At 70.7% G+C, this 5,001-nt stretch carries 5 protein-coding genes; all 5 read right to left on the reverse strand.

The window, feature by feature from the left end; genetic code table 11:
• Nucleotides 1–79: 79 nt before the first annotated feature.
• Nucleotides 80–892 carry a cell division protein FtsQ/DivIB gene (locus AB7U92_RS21790; RefSeq protein WP_428582023.1) on the reverse strand — a complete coding sequence of 271 codons (813 nt, stop codon included), beginning with the start codon at nucleotides 890–892 and terminating at the stop codon, nucleotides 80–82.
• A gap of 7 nt (nucleotides 893–899) precedes the next feature.
• Nucleotides 900–1,859, reverse strand: a complete 960-nt coding sequence (locus AB7U92_RS21795) for a D-alanine--D-alanine ligase (protein ID WP_428582026.1) — start codon at nucleotides 1,857–1,859, stop codon at nucleotides 900–902.
• Complete coding sequence (gene murC / locus AB7U92_RS21800; protein ID WP_428582029.1) at nucleotides 1,856–3,265, reverse strand: UDP-N-acetylmuramate--L-alanine ligase; 1,410 nt, start codon at nucleotides 3,263–3,265, stop codon at nucleotides 1,856–1,858. The genes AB7U92_RS21795 and murC overlap by 4 nt, the downstream gene beginning before the upstream one ends.
• Nucleotides 3,262–4,338, reverse strand: coding sequence for an undecaprenyldiphospho-muramoylpentapeptide beta-N-acetylglucosaminyltransferase (gene murG / locus AB7U92_RS21805; RefSeq protein WP_428582032.1), 1,077 nt, complete (start codon nucleotides 4,336–4,338; stop codon nucleotides 3,262–3,264). The genes murC and murG overlap by 4 nt, the downstream gene beginning before the upstream one ends.
• Nucleotides 4,335–5,001: FtsW/RodA/SpoVE family cell cycle protein (locus AB7U92_RS21810; RefSeq protein WP_428582035.1), on the reverse strand; the 667-nt coding region annotated here is incomplete at its 5' end. The genes murG and AB7U92_RS21810, both read right to left, overlap by 4 nt.

Consider the following 5,001-nt stretch of genomic DNA (forward strand, 5'->3'; position numbering starts at 1 on the left):
CCTCCGCCACCACCGCCATCACCTTGGCGGTGCCGATGTCCAGCCCGACGACGAGATCCTTGTATTCCTTGGCCATCCTCTAGTTCCTCCCGGCGCCGCCGGTGCCCGCCCCGCTGGTCGAGACACCCTTGAGCCGCACCGCATATCCGTCGTTGTGGCGCAGGTCCGCGTGCACCAGCGGGCGCTGGTGCTGGGCGATCACCTGCGGCAGCGTGGCCACGAAGCGCTGCAGCCGCGCCACGATCTCGTCGTCCTCGCCTCGGCCGATCTCGATCGCCGCGCCGCCGTCGAGCTCGGCGGTCAGCGATCCGCGGCCCGACATCGCCAGCTCCTCGATGCGCATGTCCAGCGGCTGCACTACCGGCTGCAGCCGCTGGTAGAGCGCCAGCAGCCGCGCCGAGCTGCCCTCGGGGCCGCGCAGCACCGGCAGTTCGTCCTCGTCGACGTCACCGGGGTTGGCCTCGAACACCTCGCCGAAGCTGTTGACCAGCTTGTCCTCACCTTCCTCGGTGGCCCACAGCGCCGCGGCGCGGTGCTCCTCCAGCCGCACCGCCAGACGGTTCGGCCAGATGCGCTGCACCACCGCATGGCGCACCCAGGGCACTGACTCGAAGGCCTCGCGCGAGCGCTGCAGGTCGAGCGAGAAGAAGTTGCCGGCCAGGTGCGGCATCGCATTGGCGCGGATCGTCGACGCACTGTTGCGCGCAACGTCACCCTCGACGCGGATCGCGCGCAGCGCGAACACCGGCTGCTTGGCCATCCACAAGGCCGCCACCACCGCGATCACCAGCAGCCCGACCAGCGCGAACAGCGCCGCGGTGGCGTTCATCAGCCGCACGTCGGCCGGCAGGCCAGCGGCGGGCGTGGGGTTGCGGGTGTTGCGGCGGGTCATGGTCGCCTCAGCCGTCCAGGGCGGCGCTGGCCGCGATGTGCAGGCACAGCTGCTCGTAGCTCATGCCGGCCGCCTTGGCCGACATCGGCACCAGCGAGTGCGAGGTCATGCCCGGGCTGGTGTTCATCTCGAGAAGGAAGGGCCTGCGGTCGCGCTCGCGCACCATCAGGTCGGCGCGGCCCCAGCCGCGGCAGCCCAGCGTGCGGTAGGCCTCGACGACGATGCGCTGGATCTCGCGCTCCTCGGCCTCGGGCAGGCCACTGGGCACGAGGTACTGGGTGACGTCGGTGAAGTACTTGTTCTGGTAGTCGTAGGCGCCCTCGGGCGCGACGATGCGGATCACCGGCAGCGCTCGCGCGTCGTCGCCCTCGCCGAGCACCGGGCAGGTGAGTTCGTCGCCCTCGATGAATTCCTCGCACAGCACCACGTCGTCGTGCGTAGCGGCCAGCGCCACCGCGTCATGCATCTGCGAGTAGCCCTTCACCTTCGTGACGCCGATCGACGAGCCCTCGTGCGGTGGCTTGACGATCAGCGGCAGGCCGAGCTCGTCGGGCACCTGGATCACGCGCTCGCGCGTCTGCGTGGCGCGCGGCAGCGCCACGTACTTCGGCGTCGGCAGGCCGACGGCCTGCCAGATTCGCTTGGTCATCACCTTGTCGATGGCGATCGCCGAGGCCATCACGCCCGATCCGGTGTAGGGAATGCCCAGCAGCTCCAGCGCGCCCTGCACCGTGCCGTCTTCGCCATGCCGGCCGTGCAGCGCGATGAAGGCGCGCGCGAAGCCCTCGCGCTTGAGTTCGTGCAGCTCGCGCTCGGCCGGGTCGAAGGCGAGCGCATCGACGCCCTGCGAGCGCAGCGCGGCCAGCACGCCGGAGCCGGACATCAGCGAGATCTCGCGCTCGGCCGAACTGCCGCCCATGAGCACGGCGACCTTGCCCAGGCTCTTCGGATCGATGGTCGCGTTCATGCGGCGGCTCCCAGCAGTTCCAGCACGTGCTGCGCCGTCTGGCCGATCGTGCCGGCGCCCATGGTGATGACGACGTCGCCGTCCTTGGCCTGCGCAGCGATGGCCTGCGGCATGGCGACGATGTCGTCGACGAACACCGGGTCGACGCGCCCGGCCACGCGCAGTGCGCGGGCGAGCGCGCGGCCATCGGCGGCGACGATCGGCGCCTCGCCAGCGGCATAGACCTCGGCCAGCAGCACCGCGTCGGCGCTGCCCATCACCTTGACGAAATCCTCGAAGCAGTCGCGCGTGCGGGTGTAGCGGTGCGGCTGGAAGGCCAGCACGATGCGCCGGCCGGGGAAGGCGCCGCGGGCGGCCGACAGCACGGCGGCCATCTCCACCGGGTGGTGGCCGTAGTCGTCGATCAGCGTGAAGCGCCCGCCGCCGCTGGCCGCCACCTCGCCGTAGCGCTGGAAGCGCCGGCCCACACCACGGAATTCGGCCAGCGCCTTGACCACCGGCGCGTCGGGCAGCTCCAGCTCGGTGGCCACGGCGATGGTGGCCAGCGCGTTGAGCACGTTGTGCTCGCCGGGCAGGTTCAGCGTCACCTCGAGGTCGGGCATGCGCACGCCGTTGCGGCGCTGCACGGTGAAGCGCATCGTGCCGCCCTCCTGGGCCTGCACGTTCACCGCGCGCACCATCGCGTCCTCGCCGAAGCCGTAGCTGACCAGCGGGCGCGAGATCATCGGCACGATCGAGCGCACGCCGGCGTCGTCGGTGCACAGGATGGCCGCGCCGTAGAAGGGCATGCGGTGCAGGAAGTCGACGAAGGCCTGCTTCAGCTTCGCGAAGTCGTGGCCGTAGGTGTCCATGTGGTCGGCGTCGATGTTCGTGACCACGGACATGATCGGCATCAGGTTGAGGAACGAGGCATCGCTCTCGTCGGCCTCGACCACGATGTACTCGCCGGAGCCGAGCCGCGAGTTCGCGCCGGCGGCGTTGAGCTTGCCGCCGATGACGAAGGTCGGGTCGACGCCCGCCTCGGCCAGCACGCTGGTCACCAGCGAGGTGGTCGTGGTCTTGCCGTGCGTGCCGGCGATGGCGATGCCCTTCTTCAGGCGCATCAGCTCGGCCAGCATCACCGCGCGCGGCACCACCGGGATGCGCCGGGTGCGAGCGGCGATCACCTCGGGGTTGTCGCCCTTCACCGCGGTGGAGGTGACCACGGCCTCGGCGCCCTCGATGTGCGCGGCGTCGTGACCGACGGCAACGCGGATGCCCAGCGAGGCCAGGCGGCGCGTGACGGCGCTGTCGCCCTGGTCTGAGCCCGACACGACGTAGCCGAGGTTGTGCAGGATCTCGGCGATGCCGCTCATGCCGGCGCCGCCGATGCCCACGAAGTGGATGTGCTTGACAGCGTGCTTCATGCGGCCACCAACGATTCGATCTGGTCGGCCACTCGTGCGGCCGCCTGGGGTTTGGCCAAGGCTCGCGCCTTGGTCGCCATGGCCAGCAGCGCCTCGCGCGTCAGTCCGGAGAGCAGCTCGGCCAGCCGCTTGGGCGACAGCTCGGCTTGCGGCAGGTGGATGCCGGCGTCCTGCCCGGCCAGCCACTGGGCGTTGTCGCGCTGGTGCGAGGTGGTGCTGACCACCAGCGGCACCAGCACCGCGGCCACGCCCGCCGCGCACAGCTCGCTGACCGTCACCGCGCCGGCGCGGCAGACGATCACGTCGCAGTCGGCCAGGCGCTGCGCCATGTCGTCGATGAAGGGCAGCAGCTCGCCCTCGACGCCGGCGCGCTCGTAGCCGGCGCGCACGTCGGCGAGGTTGGCGTTGCCGGTCTGGTGCGTCACCTGCGGGCGCTGGGTCACGTCGATCATCGCCAGCGCCTGCGGCACCGCCTCGTTGAGCGCGCGCGCGCCCAGGCTGCCGCCGACCACCAGCACGCGCAAGGGGCCCGTGCGGCCGGCGAAGCGCTGCGCCGGCGCCGGCAGCGCCTCGATCTCGGCGCGCACCGGGTTGCCGGTCACCACCGAGTTCTTCAGGTTCGCCAGGGTCGGCCCGTCAAAGCCAAAGGCGATGCGGTCGGCCACCGGCATCAGCGCCTTGTTGCTCATCAGAAGCGCCGCATCGGCGTTCACCAGGACCAGCGGCTTGCCCAGCAGCGAGGCCATCAGCCCGCCGGGGAAGCAGACGTAGCCGCCCATGCCGAGCACTGCGCTGGCGCGGCGCGCGCGCAGGATGCGCAGGCAGCTCCAGAACGCCGCCAGCAGGCGGAGTCCCCCGGTCATCGTGTGCAGCAGACCCTTGCCGCGCAAGCCGCTGAAGGTGATCGTGTCCATCGGGATGCCCGAGGGCGGCACGAGGCGGTTCTCCATGCCGTGCGTGGTGCCCAGCCAGCTCACCGTCCAGCCGCGAGAGAGCATCTCTCGCGCCACCGCCAAGCCCGGGATCACGTGGCCACCGGTGCCCGCCGCCATCACCACCAGATGGCGGCTCATGCGCGGCCTCCCCGCATCATCTGACGGTTCTCGATGTCGATGCGCACGACGATCGCCAGCGCCACCAGGTTCATCACGATCGCCGAGCCGCCGTAGCTCATCAGCGGCAGCGTCAGGCCCTTGGTCGGCAGCACGCCGAGGTTCACGCCCATGTTGACGAAGGCCTGGCCGCCGAACCAGATGCCCACGCCCTGCGCGTACAGGCCGGCGAAGACGCGGTCCAGCGCGATCGACTGGCGGCCGATGTGGAAGATGCGCCGGGTCAGCCAGAAGAAGGCCACGATCACGCAGGCCACGCCGACGAAGCCGAGTTCCTCACCGATCACCGCCAGCAGGAAGTCGGTGTGCGCCTCGGGCAGCCAGTTCAGCTTCTCGACGCTGGAGCCCAGGCCCTGGCCGAAGAACTCGCCGCGGCCGAAGGCGATCAGCGAGTGCGTCAGCTGGTAGGCCTTGCCCAGCGCGTACTCCGGGTCCCAGGGCTCGAGGTAGGCGAAGATGCGCGAGCGCTTCTCCGGGCTGGAGGCGATCACCAGCACGAACGAGGCCACCAGCACCGCGCCGCTGAGCAGGAACATGCGGCCGTTGACGCCGCCGAGGAACAGGATGCCCATGGAGATCAGCGCGATCACCATGAAGGCGCCCATGTCGGGCTCGCGCAGCAGC

Origin of the sequence: Piscinibacter sp. (assembly GCF_050175855.1) — a bacterium.
GTDB lineage: Bacteria > Pseudomonadota > Gammaproteobacteria > Burkholderiales > Burkholderiaceae_C > Piscinibacter.

Excerpts from the sequence above, each read along its gene's own strand:
- AB7U92_RS21790 (WP_428582023.1), bottom strand. The coding sequence starts at position 892 with ATGACCCGCCGCAACACCCGCAACCCCACGCCCGCCGCTGGCCTGCCG.
- AB7U92_RS21795 (WP_428582026.1), bottom strand. The coding sequence starts at position 1,859 with ATGAACGCGACCATCGATCCGAAGAGCCTGGGCAAGGTCGCCGTGCTC.
- murC (WP_428582029.1), bottom strand. The coding sequence starts at position 3,265 with ATGAAGCACGCTGTCAAGCACATCCACTTCGTGGGCATCGGCGGCGCC.
- murG (WP_428582032.1), bottom strand. The coding sequence starts at position 4,338 with ATGAGCCGCCATCTGGTGGTGATGGCGGCGGGCACCGGTGGCCACGTG.